Source organism: Xanthomonas sp. F1 (assembly GCF_014199855.1).
Genome location: NZ_JACHOK010000004.1, coordinates 279,169 through 300,337, shown reverse-complemented (window position 1 = coordinate 300,337; position 21,169 = coordinate 279,169). Strand labels below are relative to the sequence as shown.

17 protein-coding genes are annotated in these 21,169 nt (G+C 69.2%); 11 read left to right on the top strand and 6 right to left on the bottom strand.

Translation table 11 applies throughout. The annotated features are described in order from the left end of the window. Nucleotides 1–10: 10 nt before the first annotated feature. Entirely contained in the window at nucleotides 11–2,368 is a 2,358-nt protein-coding gene (locus GGR71_RS11975) for a DNA translocase FtsK (RefSeq protein ID WP_017909556.1), read from the bottom strand. 287 nt (nucleotides 2,369–2,655) lie between these two features. On the opposite strand from GGR71_RS11975, the gene trxB reads away from it, so the two are divergent. From trxB to infA, 5 genes are all read left to right on the top strand, one after another. Continuing rightward, nucleotides 2,656–3,627, top strand: a complete 972-nt coding sequence (trxB, locus tag GGR71_RS11970; protein ID WP_160960828.1) for a thioredoxin-disulfide reductase — start codon at nucleotides 2,656–2,658, stop codon at nucleotides 3,625–3,627. A 20-nt stretch (nucleotides 3,628–3,647) separates the two neighbouring features. Beyond that, nucleotides 3,648–4,463, top strand: coding sequence for a hypothetical protein (locus GGR71_RS11965; protein ID WP_160960831.1), 816 nt, complete (start codon nucleotides 3,648–3,650; stop codon nucleotides 4,461–4,463). Continuing rightward, nucleotides 4,460–5,599, top strand: a complete 1,140-nt coding sequence (locus GGR71_RS11960) for a GNAT family N-acetyltransferase (RefSeq protein ID WP_160960834.1) — start codon at nucleotides 4,460–4,462, stop codon at nucleotides 5,597–5,599. Before GGR71_RS11965 ends, GGR71_RS11960 begins: the two co-directional genes overlap by 4 nt. Nucleotides 5,600–5,621: 22 nt before the next feature. Next, complete coding sequence (gene aat, locus GGR71_RS11955; protein WP_160960837.1) at nucleotides 5,622–6,359, top strand: leucyl/phenylalanyl-tRNA--protein transferase; 738 nt, start codon at nucleotides 5,622–5,624, stop codon at nucleotides 6,357–6,359. A gap of 92 nt (nucleotides 6,360–6,451) precedes the next feature. Beyond that, nucleotides 6,452–6,670 (top strand): translation initiation factor IF-1, encoded by a 219-nt coding sequence (infA, locus tag GGR71_RS11950; protein WP_004425677.1) that lies wholly within the window; start codon nucleotides 6,452–6,454, stop codon nucleotides 6,668–6,670. A gap of 125 nt (nucleotides 6,671–6,795) precedes the next feature. Here infA and clpA read toward each other — a convergent pair whose 3' ends face one another. Continuing rightward, the gene (gene clpA / locus GGR71_RS11945; RefSeq protein WP_160960840.1) at nucleotides 6,796–9,078 is read right to left on the bottom strand and encodes an ATP-dependent Clp protease ATP-binding subunit ClpA; all 2,283 of its coding nucleotides are present in this window, start codon (nucleotides 9,076–9,078) and stop codon (nucleotides 6,796–6,798) included. 123 nt (nucleotides 9,079–9,201) lie between these two features. Further along, complete coding sequence (clpS, locus tag GGR71_RS11940; protein ID WP_019796528.1) at nucleotides 9,202–9,522, bottom strand: ATP-dependent Clp protease adapter ClpS; 321 nt, start codon at nucleotides 9,520–9,522, stop codon at nucleotides 9,202–9,204. A gap of 76 nt (nucleotides 9,523–9,598) precedes the next feature. Here clpS and GGR71_RS11935 point away from each other — a divergent pair, with 76 nt between their 5' ends. The 6 genes from GGR71_RS11935 (at nucleotide 9,599) to GGR71_RS11910 (ending at nucleotide 14,091) form a co-directional block, all read left to right on the top strand. Further along, nucleotides 9,599–10,102 (top strand): hypothetical protein, encoded by a 504-nt coding sequence (locus GGR71_RS11935; RefSeq protein WP_160960843.1) that lies wholly within the window; start codon nucleotides 9,599–9,601, stop codon nucleotides 10,100–10,102. After that, nucleotides 10,102–10,560 carry an NUDIX hydrolase gene (locus GGR71_RS11930; protein WP_048489794.1) on the top strand — a complete coding sequence of 153 codons (459 nt, stop codon included), beginning with the start codon at nucleotides 10,102–10,104 and terminating at the stop codon, nucleotides 10,558–10,560. Before GGR71_RS11935 ends, GGR71_RS11930 begins: the two co-directional genes overlap by 1 nt. Further along, on the top strand, nucleotides 10,557–11,699 hold the full coding sequence (gene mnmA / locus GGR71_RS11925; RefSeq protein ID WP_160960845.1) for a tRNA 2-thiouridine(34) synthase MnmA: 1,143 nt from the start codon (nucleotides 10,557–10,559) through the stop codon (nucleotides 11,697–11,699). The genes GGR71_RS11930 and mnmA overlap by 4 nt, the downstream gene beginning before the upstream one ends. Next, nucleotides 11,696–12,310: a high frequency lysogenization protein HflD gene (gene hflD, locus GGR71_RS11920; protein WP_160960848.1), complete on the top strand. Its 615-nt coding sequence runs from the start codon at nucleotides 11,696–11,698 to the stop codon at nucleotides 12,308–12,310. Before mnmA ends, hflD begins: the two co-directional genes overlap by 4 nt. 159 nt (nucleotides 12,311–12,469) lie before the next feature. Then, a complete protein-coding gene (locus GGR71_RS11915) occupies nucleotides 12,470–13,660 on the top strand; it encodes a methyl-accepting chemotaxis protein (RefSeq protein WP_160960851.1) in 1,191 nt (396 codons plus the stop codon). Between the two features lie 131 nt (nucleotides 13,661–13,791). Next, complete coding sequence (locus GGR71_RS11910; protein WP_160960853.1) at nucleotides 13,792–14,091, top strand: hypothetical protein; 300 nt, start codon at nucleotides 13,792–13,794, stop codon at nucleotides 14,089–14,091. Between the two features lie 652 nt (nucleotides 14,092–14,743). Here GGR71_RS11910 and GGR71_RS11905 read toward each other — a convergent pair. The 3 genes from GGR71_RS11905 to GGR71_RS11895 form a co-directional block, all read right to left on the bottom strand. Then, nucleotides 14,744–16,063 (bottom strand): ABC transporter ATP-binding protein, encoded by a 1,320-nt coding sequence (locus GGR71_RS11905; RefSeq protein ID WP_048489799.1) that lies wholly within the window; start codon nucleotides 16,061–16,063, stop codon nucleotides 14,744–14,746. Between the two features lie 16 nt (nucleotides 16,064–16,079). After that, nucleotides 16,080–17,837: an ABC transporter permease gene (locus GGR71_RS11900; RefSeq protein WP_160960856.1), complete on the bottom strand. Its 1,758-nt coding sequence runs from the start codon at nucleotides 17,835–17,837 to the stop codon at nucleotides 16,080–16,082. A gap of 521 nt (nucleotides 17,838–18,358) precedes the next feature. After that, nucleotides 18,359–21,148 (bottom strand): EAL domain-containing protein, encoded by a 2,790-nt coding sequence (locus GGR71_RS11895; RefSeq protein ID WP_160960859.1) that lies wholly within the window; start codon nucleotides 21,146–21,148, stop codon nucleotides 18,359–18,361. Nucleotides 21,149–21,169: the final 21 nt, after the last annotated feature.

Genomic DNA, 21,169 nt, shown 5'->3' with positions numbered 1-21,169 from the left:
ACGGTGCGGTTCACTTCGGCGGCGGCGGCGCCAGCACGCTGCGGTCGCCGTTGTGTTCGGGCGGGCTGACCACGCCGGCGGCTTCCATCGCCTCGATCAGCCGCGCGGCGCGGTTGTAGCCGATCTTCAGCCGCCGCTGCACGCCGGAGATCGAGGCGCGGCGGGTTTCGGTGACGATGCGCAGGGCCTCGTCGTACAGCGGGTCGGACTCGTCGCCGCCCCCGCCGCCGGCTTCTGGCAAGCCAGTGGCACCGATCACGGTGCCGTCGCCCATGGTCTGCACCTCGTCGAGCACGCCCTCGATGTAGTCGGCCGGGCCGCTGGCCTTGAGGTGCTCGACCACCCGGTGCACTTCCTCGTCGCTGACGAAGGCGCCGTGCACGCGGTCCGGCATCGCCGTGCCCGGCGGCAGGTACAGCATGTCGCCGTGGCCGAGCAGGGTCTCGGCGCCGGACTGGTCGAGGATGGTGCGCGAGTCGATCTTGGAGCTGACCTGGAAGGCGATGCGGGTCGGGATGTTGGCCTTGATCAGGCCGGTGATCACGTCCACCGACGGGCGCTGGGTGGCCAGGATCAGGTGGATGCCGGCGGCGCGGGCCTTCTGCGCCAGGCGTGCGATCAGCTCCTCGACCTTCTTGCCGACGATCATCATCATGTCGGCGAATTCGTCGATGAAGATGACGATGAACGGCAGCGTGTCCAGCGGCCGCGGCGCCTCGGCCAAGTCCGGGTTGGGCTTGAACAGCGGGTCCATCAGCGGCTGCCCGGCGTCCTGCGCGTCCTTGACCTTCTTGTTGAAGCCGGCCAGGTTGCGCACGCCGACCGCGCTCATCAGCTTGTAGCGGCGCTCCATCTCCGCCACACACCAGCGCAGGCCGTTGGCGGCCTCCTTCATGTCGGTGACCACGGGCGCCAGCAGATGCGGGATGCCCTGGTAGACGCTCAGTTCGAGCATCTTCGGGTCGATCATCAGCATCCGCAGGTCCTTGGCCGAGGCCTTGTACAGCAGGCTCAGCACCATCGCGTTGACCGCCACCGACTTGCCCGAGCCGGTGGTGCCGGCGACCAGCAGGTGCGGCATGCGCGCCAGGTCGGCCACGGTCGGGCGCCCGGCGATGTCCTTGCCCAGGGCCAGGGTCAGTGGGCTGGCCGACTTGTCGTATTCCTTGGAGCGCAGCAGTTCGCTGAGATAGATCATCTCGCGGCTGACGTTGGGGATCTCCAGGCCGATCACCGACTTGCCCGGGATCACGTCGACCACGCGCACCGACTTCACCGACAGGCCGCGGGCGATGTCCTTGTCCAGCGAGCTGATCTGGCTGACCTTGATGCCCGGCGCCGGCTCGATCTCGAAGCGGGTGATGACCGGGCCCGGATAGGCGCCGACCACCTGCGCCTCGATGCGGAAGTCCTTGAGCTTGAACTCGATCTGCCGCGACAGGGTTTCCAGGGTCTCCTCGGAATAGCCCTTGGCCTGCGGCTTTGGATCGTCCAGCAGCGCCAGCGGCGGCACCCCGGATGGGTCGCTGCCGGTCCCGTGGAACAGCGGGATCTGCTGCTCGCGCTTGGCGCGCTCGCTCTTCTCCACCACCGGCGCCGGCGGCGGCTCGATCTTCACCGGCTCGCGCTTGGCGCGCTGCACCGCGTCGACCTTGCGCACTTCCTCGCGCTCCTCGCGCATGGCGCGGGTCTGCTGCCACTCGTTGGCCTGCTGGGTACCGCGGCGGGCCAGCGCCGGCAGGGTCATCACCGCCTTGCCGATGCGCTCCATCACCGCGAACCAGGACAGCCCGGTGGCCAGGGTCACCGACACCAGCAGCAGCACCAGCACGAACAGGTTGGCGCCGAGCGCGCCGAAGCCGGCGCCGAGCGAATTGCCGACCAGCTTGCCGAGGATGCCGCCGGCCCCGGCCACGTCGCCGGCGAACAGGCGCAGGTGCAGCAACCCGGTGGCCGCGATCAGGAAGCCGACGATGCCGACCAGGCGCAGCGCCGGGCCCAGGTCGGCCTCGCCATCGCCGTCCTGGTCCATGCCGAACAGCGCGATCCAGGAGATCGCACCGATCACCACCGGCAGCAGGAAGGCCACGTAGCCGAACAGTTGCAGCAGCACGTCGGCGATCCAGGCGCCGAACTTGCCGCCCATGTTGTGCACCGGCGCGACCACGCTGCCGGTATGTGACCAGCCGGGATCGGTCGCCGAGTAGGTGGCCAGGCTGGCCAGCAGGTACAGCAGCAGCGGCGCGATCGCGATCAGCGCCAGATCACGCCACAGCTTCTGCCGGCGTGGGTTGGGCGCGGCACCCTGCTTGCGTGCCGCCGCATTGGCGCCCTGGGATTTGCCGCGTTCCGGAACCTGCTTCGCCACGCTATGACCAGACCTTAGAAATGCATCGTTAGTGATTGATAATAAACGACCCGCCCTTGCATTTCAGCAGTCGGCACCTGAATCGTCCGGCCTTGCGCCGACCTGCCTCTGCGGCATCCGGTGAAGGCGCGCAACGGTGCGCGAGGGACGCCGGCAGTGGCGACGGGCCGCAGCGTTTCCGCCACGCGGCTTGATTCGTTCCAGGCCGGCCGCCACTCTATGCGCCTTCGCCGGAACCCGCGCAATGCCGCGTTTCCGCCGCCATTTCACCCTGTTCGCGAGTATACATGAGCCCCTCTGCCGCCAATTCCGCCAAGCATTCCCGCCTGCTGATCCTGGGTTCCGGCCCGGCCGGCTGGACCGCCGCGGTCTACGCCGCGCGCGCCAACCTCAAGCCGGTGGTGATCACCGGCCTGCAGCAGGGCGGCCAGCTGATGACCACCACCGAGGTCGACAACTGGCCCGGCGACCCCCACGGCCTGATGGGCCCGGACCTGATGGCGCGCATGCAGGCGCATGCCGAGCGCTTCGAGACCGAGGTGATCTTCGACCACATCCACACCGCCGACCTGTCGCAGCGCCCGTTCCGGCTCAGCGGCGACAGTGGCGACTACACCTGCGACGCGCTGATCATCGCCACCGGCGCCACCGCCAAGTACCTGGGCATCCCCTCGGAAGAAGCGTTCAAGGGCCGCGGCGTGTCCGCCTGCGCCACCTGCGACGGCTTCTTCTACAAGGACCAGGACGTGGTCGTGGTCGGTGGCGGCAACACCGCCGTGGAAGAGGCGCTGTACCTGTCCAACATCGCCCGCAAGGTCTATCTGGTGCACCGCCGCGATACCCTGCGCGCGGAGAAGATCATGCAGGACAAGCTGTTCGCCAAGGTCGCCGCCGGCAAGATCGAGACCGTCTGGCACCACCAGGTGGACGAGGTGCTGGGCAACGAGGCCGGCGTCACCGGCGTACGGGTCAAGTCGGTGCAGGACGGCAGCACCCGCGACCTGGAAGCGCACGGCTTCTTCGTCGCCATCGGCCATCACCCGAACACCCAGCTGTTCGACGGCCAATTGGCGATGCACAACGGCTACCTGGAGATCCGTTCCGGCCTCGGCGGCGCCGCCACCGAGACCTCGGTGCCGGGCGTGTTCGCCGCTGGCGACGTCGCCGACCAGCACTACCGCCAGGCGATCACCTCGGCCGGCTTCGGCTGCATGGCCGCGCTGGACGCCGAGCGGTATCTGGACAAGATTTCCGAATGAGGCCCACTCGCCGCTGCCTGATGTCGAGCTTCGCCGGACTCCTGTCCGGCGCGGCCTTCGCGGTACAAGCGGCGGCCGCACCCAACCCGGTCTGCCTCGACCACGACGAACTGATTGCCGCCGGCCGTGGTCAGGGCGACATGCTGTTCAAGGTGATGTACGACCCTGCCAACCCGCAGTCGCTGACCGCGTTACTGAAGCCCGAGCACGAACAACTGGCGGTGACCCAACGGCAGGCGCAAGCTGGCGATGTAGCCTCCGCCGCACGGCTGGGCAAGCTATGGGCCGAGTGCCTGCTCGATGGCACCGTCTATAGCCAGACCAAGCAAGCGCTGATCGCGCAGTTCCTGCGGACCGCCCGCCAAGGGGGCGACAAGGATGCCGCGTACTATCTGGGATTGTTCGCGGTGCGTGGCCTGCCGAGCGGAAGCCCTTCGTTGAGCGCAGCGGTGCCCTTGTTCATCGAATCGGAGCGCCTTGCAAAGGACGCGAAGGGACCTGACGCGGCATCCGGCGCCTATACGCTCGCGCTGGCGGACATCATCCCAAGGGCGGTGACCCCCGCCATCGTGGCTGCGACGCGAGGACGGACGCCGTGCGAGAACAACCTCACGCTGCAGGCGAACTACCGCTTCTGCCCGCCTCAGGTCAGTGTGGGCGAGGCGCCGCCGCCTGCAGGCGCAAGCAACCCCGCGCTACTGGCTGCACTGTCCGCACCGCTCACCTGGCTGCCAACGGATGGACTGGCGTGCGCAGGGCCCGACGATCAGCGCGGCGTACGGATGCCCCTGACGTTTCCCGCGACCGCGCCGACGAAAAAACCGCCGCCGCGATGAAGGGCGGCGGGCACTCTCGCATCAGGTGGCTTTCCGGTCTGACCAGCGTGGATGCCGCCGACTGGGACGCCCTGCACGACGGCCGCAATCCGTTCGTTGCCCACGCCTTCCTGGCCGGCCTGGAGCAGCGCGGCTGCCTGCGCCCGGACTGGGGCTGGAGTCCGCTGCATCTCACCGTGTGGGACGGCGAGACGCTGGTCGCGGCGGCGCCCGGGTACGTCAAAAGCAACTCGCACGGCGAATTCGTGTTCGACCATGCCTGGGCGCATGCCTATGCGCGCTACGGCCAGGACTACTTCCCCAAGTGGCTGTGCGCGGTGCCCTACTCGCCGGTGACCGGGCCGCGGCTGCTGGCGCGCGAGCTGGCGGCGCAACAGGAACTGCTCGCGGCCATGCAGGCGCTGACCGAGCGCACCGGCCTGTCCTCGGCCCACGTCAATTTCCACCGCGCCGACGAGGACGCCGCGTTCGGCGCCGACTGGCTGGAACGCAACGACGTGCAGTACCAGTGGCACAACGATGCCGGCTGGACCGGGTTCGACGACTACCTGGGCGCGATGGACCACAAGCACCGAAAGAACATCCGTCAGGAGCGGGCCAAGGTGCAGCGCGCCGGCATCGATTTCCGCGTGCTGCACGGCGACGAGGCCAGCGCCGCCGACCTGCAGGCGATGTACGGATTCTATCTGCGCACCTTCGACGACTACGGGAATTCGCCGGCGCTGACGCTGGAGTTCTTCTCACATCTTGCGCGAACGATGCCGCGCAACCTGCTGATCTTTCTCGCCATGCACCAGGGAGTCCCAGTGGCCGGCGCGTTCTGCCTGCGCGGCGGCGACACCTTGTACGGCCGCTACTGGGGTGGCGAACCCCTGCCCGGCCTGCATTTCGAGACCTGCTACTACCAGGGCATCGAATACTGCCTGCGCGAGGGTCTGACCCGCTTCGAGCCGGGCGCACAGGGCCAGCACAAGATCGCCCGTGGCTTCCTGCCGCGGCTGGTGCGCAGCCGCCACTGGATCGCCGACCCCGGCTTCCGCGTGCCGCTGGCCGAATGGTGCGCGCAGGAACGCGCCGAGGTGCGCCAGCACGCGGCGGCGCTGCAGTGCCATTCGCCGTTCCGCCACGACGCCTGAGGCATCGGCTACGCTGCCAGCGATGCGTCGTCTCCCTGCCCTGCTCGCGGCCGATCCCGCCGCGCCGTTCCCGCCGCCGTCCAGCGCCCTGCGCGAGCCGGACGGCCTGCTCGCGGTCGGTGGCGACCTGTCGTCGACGCGCCTGCTCGCGGCCTATGCGCAGGGCATCTTCCCCTGGTACTCCGACGGCGAACCGATCCTGTGGTGGAGCCCGGACCCGCGCACCGTGTTCCGCAGCGATGGCGTGCGCCTGTCCTCGCGCTTCCGCCGCAGCCTGCGCCACTCCCCGTGGACGGTGCGCGCCGACACCGCCTTCGCCCAGGTCATCGACGCCTGCGCGCAGATCCCGCGCCCTGGCCAGGACGGCACCTGGATCACCGTCCCGATGCGCGACGCCTATCTGGCCCTGCACCGGGCCGGCCACGCGCATTCGGTGGAAGTGTTCGATGGCAGCACCCTGGTCGGCGGCATCTACGGGGTTGCGCGCGGGCGCATGTTCTTCGGCGAAAGCATGTTCAGCGCCCGCAGCGGCGGCTCCAAGGTGGCGTTGGCGGCACTGGCGCGGCGCCTGCACGGCTGGGGCTGGCCGCTGATCGACGCGCAGGTGGAGAACGACCACCTGCTCAGCCTGGGCGCCGAGCGCTGGCCGCGTGCGCGCTTCCTGGAGACCATCGCGCCGCTGGTGGCGGCGCCGGCCGAGCCCGCGCCGTGGACGGCGCAGTTTGGCACCCTGGCGGCCGCAGAACTGGCCCAGGCCTGAGCGGGATTAACGCAAACTTTGCATGGCGCGGCCCAGGCGAGTAAAATCCTCGCTCTTCAGGCCTTTGGCCGTTCCGAATCGCACAGGATTACATGTCGAAAGACGACTCCATCGAATTCGAAGGCACCGTCAGCGAGACGTTGCCCAATACCACGTTCCGGGTCAAGCTGGAAAACGGGCACGAAATCATCGCCCACATCTCCGGCCGCATGCGCAAGAACTACATCCGCATCCTGACCGGCGACCGGGTGAAGGTCGAAATGACCCCGTACGACCTGACCAAGGGTCGCATCACCTACCGCATGAAGTAATCCGCTACGGGCGGACATGAAGAAGGCGGCCACTGGCCGCCTTTCGCGTCTGCAACGATGGAACGACGGTGACCTCGCCAGGCGGCTGCAGCCTCTGCAGCCGCCTTTCGTCGCGCCTGTCGGCCTCAGTCCACCGTCGCCGGCAGCAGGCGCTCCGGCTCGGCCTGGGTGTCGACCACCAGCTCGCCGTCGCGCACGTCGATGGTGACGCGGCCGCCGTTGACCAGCTTGCCGAACAGCAACTCGTCGGCCAGCGGGCGCTTGACCTTGTCCTGGATCACCCGCGCCATCGGCCGCGCGCCCATCAGCGGGTCGAAGCCGTGCTGGGCCAGCCAGTCGCGCGCGGTCGGGGTGGCCGACAGCGACACGTGCTTCTCCTGCAGCAGCATCTCCAGCTCGATCACGAACTTGTCGACGACGCGCAGGATGTGGCTGAAGGCCAGCGGTTGGAACTGCACCACCGCGTCCAGGCGGTTGCGGAACTCCGGGGTGAAGCTGCGGCGGATGATCTCCATCGCATCGGTGGAGTGGTCCTGCTGGGTGAAACCGATCGAGCGTCGCGAGGCCTGGGTGGCACCGGCATTGGTGGTCATCACCAGGATCACGTTCTTGAAGTTGGCCTCGCGCCCATTGGTGTCGGTGAGCACGCCGCGGTCCATGACCTGCAACAGGATGTTGAAGATGTCCGGGTGCGCCTTCTCGACCTCGTCCAGCAGCAGTACGCAGTGCGGGGTCTTGACGATCTTCTCGGTCAGCAGGCCGCCCTGGTCGAAGCCGACGTAGCCCGGGGGCGCGCCGATCAGGCGGCTGATCGAATGCGGCTCCATGTACTCGGACATGTCGAAGCGCACCAGCTCGATGCCCAACTGCAGCGCCAACTGCTTGGTGACCTCGGTCTTGCCCACGCCGGTGGGGCCGGCGAACAGGAAGTTGCCGATCGGCTTCTCCGGATTGGCCAGGCCCGAGCGCGCCAGCTTGATCGACGAGGACAGCGTCTCGATCGCCGGATCCTGGCCGAAGATCACCATCTTCAGGTTGCGCTCCAGGTGCTGCAGCACGTCCTTGTCGGTGGCGCTGACCTGCTTGGCCGGGATCCGCGCCATCTTGGCGACGATGGTCTCGATCTCCTCGATGTCGATCAGTTCCTTGCGCTGGCCTTCGGGCAGCAGCCGCTGGCGCGCGCCGGCCTCGTCGATCACGTCGATCGCCTTGTCCGGCAGCAGCCGGTCGCCGATGTGCTTGACCGACAGGTCCACCGCCGCCTGCAGCGCGTCGTCGGCGTAGGTCACGCCGTGGTGCGCCTCGTACTTGGGCTTGAGGCCCTGCAGGATCTCGAAGGTCTCGCCCACGGTCGGCTCGACGATGTCGATCTTCTGGAAGCGCCGCGCCAGGGCGCGGTCCTTCTCGAAGATGCCGCGGTATTCCTGGAACGTGGTCGAGCCGATGCAGCGCAGTTCACCCGAAGACAGCGCCGGCTTGATCAGGTTGGACGCGTCCATGGTGCCGCCGGAGGCGGAACCGGCGCCGATGATGGTGTGGATCTCGTCGATGAACAGCACCGCATTGGGCACCTTCTTCAGCGAAGTCAGCACGCCCTTCAGGCGCTTTTCGAAGTCGCCGCGGTACTTGGTGCCGGCGACCAGCGCGCCCAGGTCGAGCGAGAAGATCACTGCATCGGCCAGTACCGCGGGCACGCTGCCCTCGACGATGCGCTTGGCCAGGCCTTCGGCGATGGCGGTCTTGCCCACGCCGGCCTCGCCCACGTACAGCGGGTTGTTCTTGCGGCGGCGGCACAGCACCTGGATGGTGCGCTCGATCTCATCGGCGCGGCCCACCAGCGGGTCGATGCGGCCGTTGCGGGCCTGCTCGTTCAGATTGGTGGCGTACTCGGCCAGGGCGTCGCCCTTCGGTTCGCCCTCGCCCGCCTCGCCCTTGGGTTCGCCGTCGGTCGGCGCGGCGTGCTCGCCGTCCTCGCCCATTTTGGCGATGCCGTGGGAGAGGTAATTGACAATATCCAGGCGGGTGATGTCCTGCTGGTTCAGGAAATACACCGCATGCGAGTCCTTCTCGCCGAAGATCGCCACCAGCACATTGGCGCCGCTGACCTCCTTCTTGCCCGAGGACTGCACGTGATAGACCGCGCGCTGCAGCACCCGCTGGAAGCCCAGGGTGGGCTGGGTGTCGCGGCCGTCGTCGTCGGCCAGGCGCGCCACCGAGGCTTCGATGGCCTGTTCCAGGTCGCTGCGCAGGCGTTCGACGTCGGCGCCGCAGGCCTTGAGCACGGCCTGGGCGGAGGGATTGTCGAGCAGCGCCAACAGCAGGTGCTCCACCGTCATGAACTCATGACGGGCTTCCCGGGCGCGCTTGTAGCACTGGCCGATGGTCTGCTCGAGATCTTTGCTGAACATGGTCTACTCCGACGTCTGTTGCCAACAATATGTGGCTTGAGTTGCGAATTTCCACAACCCTATCGGATCAGTGTGTTCACACCGCGTTAGTCCGGGCAAACCGGTGACCGACGCCTCCCACTATCAGGCTTTTTCCATCGTGCACAACAGGGGATGTTGGTTCATCCGCGAGAACTCGTTCACCTGAGCCACCTTGGATTCAGCCACCTCGCGGGTATAGACCCCGCAGACGCCGCGGCCGCGGGTATGCACGTGCAGCATCACCTGGGTGGCGCGCTCCAGGTCCAGGGAGAAGAACTGCTGCAACACGGTCACCACGAAATCCATCGGGGTGTAGTCGTCGTTCAGCAGCAGCACCTGATACATCGGCGGGCGGGCGATTTCCGGCTTGCCGGTCTCCACCATGACGCCATGATCGTGCTCGGGGGAATTCTTGCGGGGCATCCGCCCATTATATACGGGGGCTGCCGGCGCGGATTGGACGATCGCCGGTCCTGCCCGCACAATTCCCTTCCTTTCGATGGCGCTGCGCATGCATTCGACGATGTTCCCCAAGGTTCCGCTGCTCGCCGCGCTGCTCGCCGCGGCCATGCCGGCCGTCGCCGAGCCGCCGGACGCGGCGCTGGGCAAGCGCCTGCAGGCGCTGGGCTACGACGTGCAGGCCGACGAGGACGGCGATTACCAGGTGCTGTTCGGCCTGCGCGACCAGGGCCGCGAGCGCAAGCAGCTCACCTATGTGCGCTCGCCGGTGGAGACCTTCGGCAGTTACCGCATCCGCGAGGTGTGGTCGCCGGCCTACCAGGCGCAGGGCGACAGCCTGCCCGCCAAGGTCGCCAACCGGCTGCTGGAAGACGCGCAGTCGGACATCCTCGGCGGCTGGGTGCGCCAGGGCGGCACCGCGGTGTTCGTGGTCAAGATCCCCGCCGATGCCGACGATGCGGCGTTGCGCGAGGCGCTGGAGGCGGCCGCACGCGGCGCCGACGCGATGGACGCCGAACTCAACGGCGGCAAGGACCTGTTCTGATGACGGCGGCCGCGGAACCCTGGCAGCCGGATGTGACCGTGGCCACGGTGGTGGTGCGCGACGGGCGTCTGCTGCAGGTCGAGGAAGCGATCGCTGGCGCGCTGGTGCTGAACCAGCCGGCCGGCCACCTGGAGCCGGACGAACGCCTGATCGAGGCCGCGGTGCGCGAGACGCTGGAGGAAACCGGCTGGCAGGTGCAGCCGACCGCCTTCATCGGCGCCTACCAGTGGAAGGCCGACACCGGCCGCCACTACCTGCGCTTCGCCTTCGCCGCCGACCCGGTCGCACACGACCCGCAGCGGCCGCTGGACACCGGCATCGTGCGCGCGCTGTGGATGACCCCGGCCGAGCTGGAGGCCGCCGCGCCGCGCTGGCGCAGCCCGCTGGTGTGGCAGGTGGTGGCCGATTTCCTGGCCGGGCGCCGCTACCCGCTGGACATGCTGCGGCAGGTGGCATGAGCGGCGCAGCGGTCATGGTCGGGATCTCCGGCGGCGTGGATTCGTCGGTGGCGGCCTGGCAACTGGTCCAGCAGGGCGCAGCGGTGTCCGGCCTGTTCATGCAGAACTGGGCCGACGACGGCAGCGGCGAGTGCCGCGCCGACGACGACCGCCGCGACGCGGTGGCGGTGTGCGGGCGGCTGGGCATCCCGTTCCATTTCCGCGACTTTTCGCAGGCGTACTGGCAAGGCGTGTTCGCGCACTTCCTGGCCGAGTACGCCGCCGGGCGCACGCCCAACCCGGACGTGCTGTGCAACCGCGAGGTCAAGTTCAAGCATTTCCTGGACGCGGCACGCGAGCTCGGTGCCGAGCGCATCGCCACCGGCCACTACGCGCGGGTGGACTGCGTCGGCGGCCGCTGGCGGCTGCTGCGCGGGCTGGACCGCAACAAGGATCAGAGCTACTTCCTGCACCAGTTGGGTCAGGCGCAACTGGCCGCGACCCTGTTCCCGGTCGGCGAACTGCCCAAGGAGCAGGTGCGCCGCATCGCCCGCGAAGCCGGCCTGCCGACCCATGCCAAGAAGGATTCCACCGGCATCTGCTTCATCGGCGAACGCGATTTCCGCCAATTCCTCGGCCGCTACCTGCCGGCAAAACGCGGCGAGATCCGCGACCCGCACGAGCAGGTCGTGGCCGAGCACCCGGGGGTGTTCTACTTCACCCTGGGCCAGCGCGAGGGCCTGAACATCGGCGGGGTGCGCGGACGCGCCGCGGCGCCGTGGTACGTGATCGGCAAGGACGTCGCCCGCAACGTGCTGTACGTCGACCAGGACCGCGACAGCCCCTACCTGATGGCCAACTGGCTGCAGTCCGAGACTGCCCACTGGATCGCCGGCGCGCCGCCGGCACGGCGTTTCGACTGCACCGCGCAGACCCGCTATCGCCAGGCCGACGAGCCGTGCACGGTCGCGGTCGGCGACGACGGCACCCTGTCGGTGCGCTTCGCGCGTCCGCAGCGCGCCGTCACCCCGGGGCAGTCGCTGGTGCTGTACCACGGCGAGGAATGCCTGGGCGGCGCCGTGATCGCCACCACCGATGCCCCGCTGGAGCGCCGCCTGGCGCAGCACGCACCCGCCGCACACGAGGACACCATTCGATGACCGATTCCATGGACGCACGCATGCTGGCGCTGGCGGGCCTTGCCCAGGCCCTGCAGCAGGTGCGGCGCATCGCCGAGACCGGCCAGTCGGAGGCGTCGCTGGTGCGCACCCTGCTCGACAGCGTGTTCCGCATCGACGCGCCCAGTCCCGAGGCGGTCTATGGCCGCCGTGCCGACCTGGCGCCGGGCCTGCGCCTGCTGCACAACTATTTCCGCAACCAGGGCCAGGACGAGGTGCTGCCGCGGCTGGCGCTGGCGGTGATCCAGCTGGAACGGCGCTTCGCCGGCGATGCGGAGACGGATGCCAAGGTCGACGCGGGCCTGGCCCGGATCGCGCCGGTGCTGGAGCGTCACGGCGACAGCACCCACCCGGAGGTGATCGCCGCGCTGGGCCAGCTCTACGCCGACACCATCAGCCACTTGCGCCCGCGGGTGATGGTGCAAGGCAATCCGCACTACCTGGGCCAGGCCGGGGTGGTGGCGGAGATCCGCGCGCTGCTGCTGGCGGCGGTGCGCGCGGCGGTGCTGTGGCGGCAGATGGGCGGCAGCCTGTGGGATTTCCTGCTGGCCAAGCGGCGCATGCGCGAGACCGTGGACCGCGCGCTGCGCTGAGCCCCTGGGGGCTGACGCGGGTCGGCAAAGCGCCGCCCGCGGTCGTTCTGCGACGCAGATCGTACGAATGTCGGCAGGTTTCGATGATCCGCTCACCGCGTTGCTAAAGACCCGGGGGGGACGGCCGATACAGCAATCGTGAATCTGCCGAGAACGTCCATGTACTCACGCCTCCTGATCCGTCTGGCCGCCCCGCTCGCCCTGACGCTGCTGTTCCCCATCGCCGCCGGCTTCGACTGGCCGGCCCCGGTCCGTTGGGCCATCCTCACCACGATGACGCTGAGCTGGCTCGGCTTCGCCGGCTGGACCGCGTACAGCCAGACCCGGCGCTCGCCGGAGCAGGCCAAGGTCATGCGCGAGCAGGACCACCTGCTGAACGAGCTGCGCAGCTTCGTCGGCAACGAGATCGAGGGTTCCCGCTCCGAGATCGAACGTGCCCGCGAACTGATCCGCCAAGCCGTCAGCGGCCTGGGCGGCAGCTTCGAGGCGATGAACCGCAAGTCGCGGCAGCAGAGCGTGGCGCTGGCCCGCATCGTCGACCGCGCCGGCGAAGACGGCGGCGCCGGGGTGGACGTGGCCCGCTTCGCCCAGCATGCCAGCCAACGCATGGAGCAGTTGGTCGAGGCGTTGGAGCAGGTCAGCGGCCAGAGCAGCACCACGGTGCACTACATCGACGACATGTCCCAGCACCTGGACGGCATCTTCGCCCTGCTGGAGGACGTCAAGTCGATCGCCGACCAGACCAACCTGCTGGCGCTGAACGCGGCGATCGAAGCGGCGCGTGCCGGCGAGGCGGGCCGCGGCTTCGCGGTGGTGGCCGACGAGGTGCGCAACCTGTCCGAGCGCTCGACCACCTTCAACGAGCAGATCCGCAAGCTGGCGCACAGCTCCAAGGACGCCATCGCCAAGGTCCGCGAGACGGTCTCGAACATGGCCTCGCGCGACATGGACCGCTCCCGCGAGGCGCGGGCCGAGGCCGCGGCGATGCTGGACAACGTGGCCGCGATCAACCACTCGCTGGGCGACGGCATGCGCGAGATCTCCGAGTGCGGCCGCGCCATCGACAGCAGCGTCGCCGAAGCGGTGCGCGCCCTGCAGTTCGAGGACATCGCGACCCAGGCCCTGGGCGGCGTGCACACCCACCTGGACCGCCTGACCGCGATCAACCGCGAGGCCGTGGCGCTGCAGGAACTGCTGCACCGCAATGGCGGCGTGTTCGACCACGAACTGATCGACGCCCTGCAGCGGGTCGGCAACCGCCTGCGCGACATGCGCACCGAGTGGGAGCGCCCGCCGCACAAGCCGGTGGCGCAGCAGAGCATGGGCGCCGGCACGGTCGAGCTGTTCTAAAGCCCGCCTTGTCGCCCTCCGTGCCATGAACCGACGAGTCCCCGGCCCCTGCCGGGGCTTGTCGTCTCTGCCCTTCCCGTCCGGCCCCGTCGATGTCGATGCCTCTCCAGTCCTTGTCCCGAGTTGCGGCCATGTCCTGCGATGAAAGCAGCAGCACGCATGCGCCCTCGTCCGAGCCGGTGGCCGATCCGGGCCTGCGGCCGGTGACCGCGCCGCGCCAGCCCGGCCATGCGCTGCGGCGGCTGGAGACGCTGGCCCAGGCCGAACTGCGGCAGTTGCTGATCGTGCGCGCGCCGGCACAGCAGGACGCGCGTATCGACGACCCGGTCTGGGCCGGCCTGGCCTGGGACATGGGCCTGAACGGCAGCGCGGTCGCTGCCGCCGGCACGCCGGCGCCGCTGGTGCACTTCCCGCTCTACGACGGCGACTGAGTCGAGCGCAGCTGCCGCGATTGCGGGCGGCGAGCGGAGCCTGGTGCGGGGCTGCGTTCAGGGCACTGCAAAAAATTTCCCCTTCGCCTCGCCACCTTCGATTTCGCTTGGTGCATAAGGCCGAGCCGAATATTCGCTCCTACAAGGCGACGCCTGGGCTCGCTGGACCACTGCAAAAGGCAGCGGTGCGGGATGCCGTTCGATCGCGACAAACGAGCGACGCATGCCTGTCCGGCCGTATGCAGTCGGGACTGAAGTCCCTCCCACAACTGCCGCGATCAGATCGCGATGTCTGCGATGTAAGGGCGGATTCGGCGGCGAGATGCGGCACATCGACCGACATTCGCATCCAGGCGCACGCCGGAAGCTGCTTCCGCAATGTCGGGCGTCGGGTCGCGGCGAAGCGTCACGGTGGGAGCGACTTCAGTCGCGATGCACGACGCCATCCGGCGCGTTGATGCTCCTGCAGTCAGGACTGAAGTCCCTCCCACAACCGGCCTCGCGCGTGGGGACTGCCCTCTTTAACGTCGTGCCATCCGTCGCAGCCCAGACCACCGTGGATGCCGGATCGCGACTGACGTCGCCCCGGCAATGTCCGGCGTCGGGTCGCGGCTGAAGCCGTTCCTACGCACAGCCTGCACGCTTCCCCCGGCTAGCTCGGATTCTCCAGCGAGAACAGGTCCGCCTGCTTGTCGTAGGCGAAGTATTCGGCGTAGCGCGCCCAGCTGGTCACCGCCTGCACCGTCTCCGCCGCATAGGCCTCGGACATGTGGTCTTCCAGTTCGTCGCGGAAGCGGCGTGCCGGGGCGTGATGCGCCGGACGCTCGTCGAGCACGCGGCGGATGTGCGCGGCCAGCGGCACGTAGGTGGCCAGGTGCTGGGCGAACAACTGCTTGCGCGCGTCGGTACCCAGCTCGGCGAAGCGTTGCCCGGCCGGGGTCAGCTGCAGGTCGCCCTGTTCGAATACGGCGAAGCGCAGCAGTTGCAGGGTCTCGGCGATCGGGAACAGTTCGTCCACTTCCAGTTGCAGGCCGGCCGCCAGCGGCGGCAGGTCGGCGCGGCCGTGATAAGGCTCGGCCGCCACCGCTTCGATCAGGCCGGCCAGCAGGTTGCTCGACACGCGCGGCAAGACCATGGCGATGCCGCTGCCCGGGAACACGCCCTCGCGGGTCTGCGGCCGCTGCGGGCTGGCGGTCATGCGCGCGTAGATGTCGTCGACCAAGGCGCGGAACGCCGGCGCCAGGCGATTGCGCGGCTGCGGCAGGGTCACCTCGATCTCGCCGATCACCCGCCCCGGATTGGCGCCGAAGATCACGATGCGGTCGCACATCAGCACCGCCTCTTCGATGTTGTGGGTGACCATCAGGATCGATTCGATCGGCATGCGCCCTTCCGACCACAGGTCCAGCAGGTCGGTGCGCAGGGTCTCGGCGGTCAGCACGTCCAGCGCCGAGAACGGCTCGTCCATCAGCAGCAGCTTCGGTCGCACCACCAGCGCCCGCGCCAGGCCCACGCGCTGGCGCATGCCGCCGGATAGTTCCTTCGGGTAGGCGCCCTCGTAGCCGTCCAGGCCGATCAGGTCGATCGCCGCCAGGGCGCGCCGGCGGCGCTCGTCGGCGGCCACGCCGCGCGCCTCCAGGCCCACTTCCACGTTCTGCAGCACGGTCAGCCACGGGAACAGGGCGAAGCTCTGGAACACCATGGCGATGTCGTCGGCCACCTGGCCCGGCGCGGCATCGCGGAAGGCGATGCTGCCGGCACTGGGCTGCAGCAGCCCGGCGATGGCGCGCAGCAGGGTCGACTTGCCCGAACCGGAACGGCCGAGCAGGCCGACGATCTGCCCCGAGTGCAGGGTCAGGTCGACGTCCTCCAGCACCACCAGCGGCGTCGCCCCGCCCTTGTCGTAGCTCTTGCGCACGCCCTGCACGCGGACCAGCGGGGCGCGCTCGGGCACGCTTGCGGAATAGCTCATGGTCGGTCTCCAGGAATCAGTCGAAACGCAGGCGGCGTTCGGCGAAAACGTACAGCCGTCGCCAGACCGCGCGGTTGAAGAGGGTCACGAACAACGACATCACCGCCACCCCGAGCAGCACCCGCGGGCCGTCGCCGGCCGCGGTGGCGCGGGCGATGTAGGCGCCGAGGCCGTAGGCCTGCACCTGGGTGTGGCCCCAACTGGCCAGTTCGGCCACGATGCTGGCGTTCCAGGAGCCGCCCGACGCGGTCAGCGCACCGGTGATGTAGTACGGGAAGATGCCGGGCAGGATCACCCGTCGCCACCAGGTCCACGAGCGCAGGTGGTAGATGGTCGCGGCCTCGCGCAGATCGGTGGGGAACGCGCTGGCGCCGGCGATCACGTTGAACAGGATGTACCACTGGGTGCCGAGGATCATCAGCGGCGACAGCCAGATGTTGGGATCGGCACCGGTGCTGACGATGGCCAGCACCGCGAACGGGAACAGCACGTTGGCCGGGAACGCGGCCAGGAACTGCGCCAGCGGCTGCACCCGCTGCGCCACCTTCGGACGCAGCCCGATCCACACCCCGATCGGCACCCACACCACGCTGGCCAGGGCGATCAGCACCACCACCCGCAGCAACGTGGCCAGGCCGCCGCCAAAGGCCTCGGACAGGTCGTGCAGGCCCAGATGGCGGCGGCCGTAGTCGTAGGCGAACCAGGCCGCGGCCGCGCCGGCCAAGGCCAGCGCCGCGCTCCACAGTCGATCGCCCCAGACCCCGCTGCGGCCGGATGCGCGTGGTGCCGCCACAGGCTGCGGCTGGCGCCGCGGCGTCCAGCGCACCAGCATGGCGCGCTGCCAGACCCAAGCCAGCGGCGCCACCAGGCGCTTGGCCAGGCGCGTGCGCCGCAGCAGGTCGTACAGCCACGACTGCGGCTTGTCCTGCGAGGCGGTGAGTTCGGCGCGGAACTTGTCCGACCAGGCCACGATCGGACGGAACAGCAACTGGTCGTACAGCGCGATCAGCACTGCCATTGCGACGACTGCCCAGCCGACCGCGGCGAAGTTGCGCTGGGCGATCGCCAGCGCCAGGTACGAGCCGATGCCGGGCAGTTCCAGGGTGTGGTCGCCGACGCTGATCGCCTCGGAGGCGACCACGAAGAACCAGCCGCCGGACATGGACATCATCATGTTCCAGATCAGCGAGGGCGTGGCGTACGGCGCCTCCAGACGCCAGAAGCGCTGCCAGGCGCTGAGCCCGAAGCCGCGCGACACCTCGTCCAGGTCGCGCGGCACGTTGCGCAGCGACTGGTAGAACGAGAACGCCATGTTCCAGGCCTGGCTGGTGAAGATGGCGAAGATCGAGGCCAGCTCGGCGCCGATCTGGCGGCCTGGGAACAGGCCCAGGAAGAAGGTCACGGTGAAGGTGAGGAAGCCCAGCACCGGCACCGACTGCAGGATGTCCAGCGCCGGCACGATCACCCGCTCGGCGCGCCGGCTCTTGGCGGCCAGGGTCGCCACCACGAAGGTGAACACCAGCGAGGCGGCCATCGCCGCGAACATGCGCAACGTGGTGCGCAGGCCGTACTCGGGCAACTGCCACAGATCCAGCGACACCGCGGCGGTGCCGGCCGGCGGCAGCGGCGCGCGCATGTCGGACGCACCGTGCAGTAGCAGCGCGCCCAGGCCCAGCAGCAGCGCGAACACCGCCAGATCGTGCAAATTGGGCAGCACGCCGGGACGTGCGGCGAGCTGTCCGGGCGCGGAGCGGTCGCGGGCGAATGGCAGCATGAGGAAATCCGGCAGGAGCGGCAGCGTGCGCCGCAGGAGAAGGACGCTGGCGCGGGTCGCGAAGCGGACCGCCCAGTGTGACCGGGGAAGATGTACGCCGTGCGTCAGCCGCTGCCGGCCGCGCCGGCATGTACCGGCTGGATGGCGCACGCACGCCGTCGCCGCGCCACGCAATCGCGCAGCGAGCGATGAATCAAGGACGATGGCGATGGCAGGCGCATGGGCGGCTCCGACGATGGGCAACGCCAGGGGCTACGCTCGGAGTCCTCGCGGATCGGGCTTGCGCATTCTCGGAATCAAGGCCAGCGCCGCGAAGGGCTGGCGAACGATCCCGTCCTGAGCGGACGGGACCCATCTGGGACGACCCAGACCGTGGCGGTCCTGTCAGCTCTGTCGCTGCAGCGTCGGTCTAGGATGACTGTCCAAGGAAGGTGGCCTCTGGCCGGAAAACGATGGGCGCGCGCAGTATAGCCAGCTGCTGCGCCGCCGCAAGTCCGCGCGGCGTGCGCCGCGCCGCGCATTCACTGCGCAGCCAGCACCAGCCGCGGATGGGTCGCCGGCGCCACCTGCTGGCGCGCGCGCAACCAGGCGGCCAGCTCGCGCGGCGGCAGCGGCCGCGAGTGCAGATAGCCCTGGATCTCGTCGCAGCCTTGCTCGCGCAGCAGCGCCTCTTCCTGCACCGTCTCCACGCCCTCGGCCACCACCTGCATGCCCAGCGCGTGGCCGAGCTGCACGATCGCTTGGGTGACCTTGGCGGTGCCGCTGTCGTGCAGCATGTCCTGCACGAAGCTGCGGTCGATCTTCAGGCGCTGCACCGGGAAGCGGTTGAGGTAATGCAGGTTGGAGAAACCGGTGCCGAAATCGTCCACCGCCAGCAGTACGCCTTCCTGCTCGAACAGTTCGAAGCAGCGGCGCAGCGACTCGCTGTCGCGGATCAGCGCCGACTCGGTCAACTCCAGCTCCAGCCGCTTCGGCGACCAGCCGTTGCGCTGGCACAGGTCGATCACCCGCTCGGCGAAGCCGCGGTCGCGCAACTGCATGGCCGAGACGTTCACCGAGACCCGGTCGAAGCTCAGTCCCGCCGCATCCCAGGCTGCGGCCTGGCGGCAGGCCTCGCCGATCACCCAGTCGCCCAGGCGCACGATCTCGCCGCATTCCTCGGCGATCGGGATGAACTCGGCCGGGTTGCAGTGGCCGTGGCCGGGGCGGTGCCAGCGCAACAGCGCTTCCACCGCCGGCGCCCGTTCGCCCGCCGCATGCACCAGCGGCTGGTACACCAGCGAGAACTCCTCGCGGTCCAGCGCGCCGTGCAGGGCGTGCTCGATCTCCAGGCGCCGCTGCGCGCGCAGCAGCACGTCCTGGCTGTAGTAGTGGCAGGTGTTGCGCCCGGATTCCTTGGCCGCGTACATCGCCGCATCGGCCGCGCGCAACAGGCCGTCGAAGTCCTGGCGCCCCTCCTCCATCAGCGCGATGCCGATGCTGGCGCCGATCTTGATCACGTTCTCGCCGCTGTGCAGCGGCTCGGCCAGCGCCGCGATCAGCTTGCGCGCCACGTGACCGGCGTCGCCGGGCTCGGCCAGGTCGCGCAGCACCACGACGAACTCGTCGCCGCTGAAGCGGCCGAACAGGTCGCTGGTGCGCAGTTGCTGGTGCATGCGGGTGGCCGCCAGCTTCAGCAGCGCGTCGCCAGTGGCGTGGCCGAAGGAATCGTTGATGCTCTTGAAGCCGTCCAGGTCGACGAACAGCATCGCCAGCGTGGTGCCGCGCTCCACCGCCTCGTTCATCGCCTTCTCGGCCTGCTCGCGCAGCAACTGCCGGTTTGGCAGACCGGTCAGCAGGTCGTAATGGGCCAGCAGCTCGATGCGCTCGCTGGCCTCGCGCTCGCGGGTGATGTCGCGGAACAGCACCACGAAGCGCGGCGGCAGGCCGTCGCGTTCGTCCAGCTCGATCAGCACCTGCACCCAGATGCGCTGCCCGGACGGGCGGTGGAAGCACAGGTCCAGTTGCTCCGGCAGGCCGCCCTCGGTGATGCGCACCAGCGCCGACTCGAACGCATCGCGCGAATCCTGGGTATACAACGCCAGCGCGTGGTCCAGATCGATGGCCTCCTTGCGCAGGCCATGGATGCGGTAGCACTCCTCGGTCCACTGCATGCGCCGGGTGCCGACCTCGATCTCGCAGCCGCCGATCTTGCCCAGGGCCGAGACCCGGTTGAGCAACTCGGTGCGCCAGCGGATCAGCGCATCGGTCTGGCGCTGCTCGGTGATGTTCTGCACCTGGCCGAGCACGCGCTGGATGCGGCCGTCGGCCTCCACCTGCGGCTGCGCCCACACCCGCAGGTGCAACGGCGACTCGCTGCCACGCACCAGCTCGACCTCGAAATTGGCCGGCTTGGCCTCGCGCGCCATGCGCCGCCAGATCGAGATCAGCTGCACCATCGAATCGCGGCTGAGCAGGCGCAGCCAGCCGCGGCTGCTCGGCGCCTGCTGCTCGTCCAGGCCGGTGACGCGCAGGAACTCGCGCGAGCACCACACCCGGTCGCGCAACGGGTCCCAGGACCAGCTGCCCATGCGGGTCATGCGCTGCGCCTCGCGCAGCAGGGTCTGCTGGTCGCGCAGGCGCTGCTCGAGCAGCTTCTGCTCGTGGATGTCGGTATGCGTGCCGATCATGCGCAGCGGGCTGCCGTCGGCAGTGCGCGCGACGATGCGGCCGCGGTCCAGGATCCAGTGCCACTGCCCATCCTGCCGGCGCAGCCGGAACTCGCACATGTAGGTTTCGGTGCGGCCCTCGAAATGCGCGCGGATCGCCTGGCGCAGGCGTTCCTGGTCGTCGCTGTGGACCAGCGGCAGCAGCGCGTTCAGGCCGTCGGCCGGGGCATCGCCGGCGTAGCCGAGCATGCGCTTCCAGCGCTCGGAGCGGAAAATGGTGTCGCTGGGGATGTCCCAGTCCCACAGGCCGTGCTCGGCGCTGTCCAGGGCGATCTCCCAGCGGGTCGCGCCGTCGCTGCCGACCGGTTCGGGCACGCTGAGGGTGTAGGCCAGCAGGCCGCCGCCGTCGTCGCGGACCGCACGCAGCCAGCCGTCCAGGCGCCGCCCGGCGGTACCGGGCAAGGCGCAGGCCAGCATGGTCTCGCCGCCGAGCAGGCGCTCGCGGGCCGCACGCAACAGCTCGGCGTACGCCTCCACGGTGCGCGGCAGTTCCAACGCCTGCGCTGCCCGGTTCGCCGCCAGCGGCCTGCCATCGGCGTCCAGGAGGACGAGCGCCGAGGTGAGCGGGTGCTGCAGCAAGCTTGCGATGACGCCTTGATCCACGCCGAGATACTCCGTTTCGCC